At 68.9% G+C, this 899-nt stretch carries 1 pseudogene; it reads right to left on the reverse strand.

The window, feature by feature from the left end:
* Window positions 1-20: 20 nt before the first annotated feature.
* Window positions 21-850: pseudogene (locus CR470_RS38210) on the reverse strand (IS5 family transposase).
* Window positions 851-899: the final 49 nt, after the last annotated feature.

An 899-nucleotide genomic window follows, 5' to 3' on the forward strand; every position in this document is an offset into this window, starting at 1 on the left:
CTAGGTTCTGTCGTCAAATGTCACGCCCACATCAGGAGTGATGCGAGGGTGACGGCTGCTTCATAGGACTCGGCGGTCTTGTCGTACCGGGTGGCGATCCCGCGCCACTGCTTCAGACGGTTGAAGCACCGTTCCACGACGTTGCGGTGCTTGTATGCCTCGCGGTCGAAGGCCGGCGGGCGGCCACCGAGGCTGCCGCGGCGGGCCCGGTTGCGGACCTGGTCGGCCCGCTCGGGGATCGTGTGGGCGATGCCCCGACGGCGAAGCCAGGTGCGGATCGCTTTCGAGCTGTAGCCCTTGTCGCCCAGGACGTGATCGGGCCGAACGCGGGGGCGGCCGGGTCCGATCCGGGGCACCCGGATCGCCTCCATCACGGCGGTGAACCGGGTGCAGTCGTTGGTGTTGCCGCCCGTGAGGACGAAGCCGAGCGGCCGGCCCCGGCCATCGCAGGCCAGGTGGATCTTGCTGGTCAGGCCGCCTCTGGACCGACCGAGGGCCGGGTCGCGGAGCCCCCTTTTCGGGCCCCGGCCGCATGCTGGTGAGCTCGGACGACCGTGGAATCGACCGACACCAGCCACTCGACGTCGCCCGCCGCGTCCGCCTTCGCCTGAGCGGCCCGCAGCATCCGGTCGAACGTCCCGTCCATCGCCCACCTGCGAAAACGCGTATGCAGCGTGGCCCACGGACCATAACGCCCGGGCACGTCCCGCCAGGCCGTCCCGGTCCGGAACTTCCACACGATCCCGTTCAGGACCCTGCGGTCGTCCAGCCGCTTCCGCCCCCGCAACGACTCGGGCAGCAGCGGCCGGACGAACTCCCACTCAGCATCCGACAGTTCATGGCGACGTATCACGAAACCATGATCCACCAGCGACGATCATTTGAAGACACCGCCTAGG

It is taken from the genome of Streptomyces sp. rh34 (assembly GCF_002551245.1).
Lineage (GTDB): Bacteria > Actinomycetota > Actinomycetes > Streptomycetales > Streptomycetaceae > Streptomyces.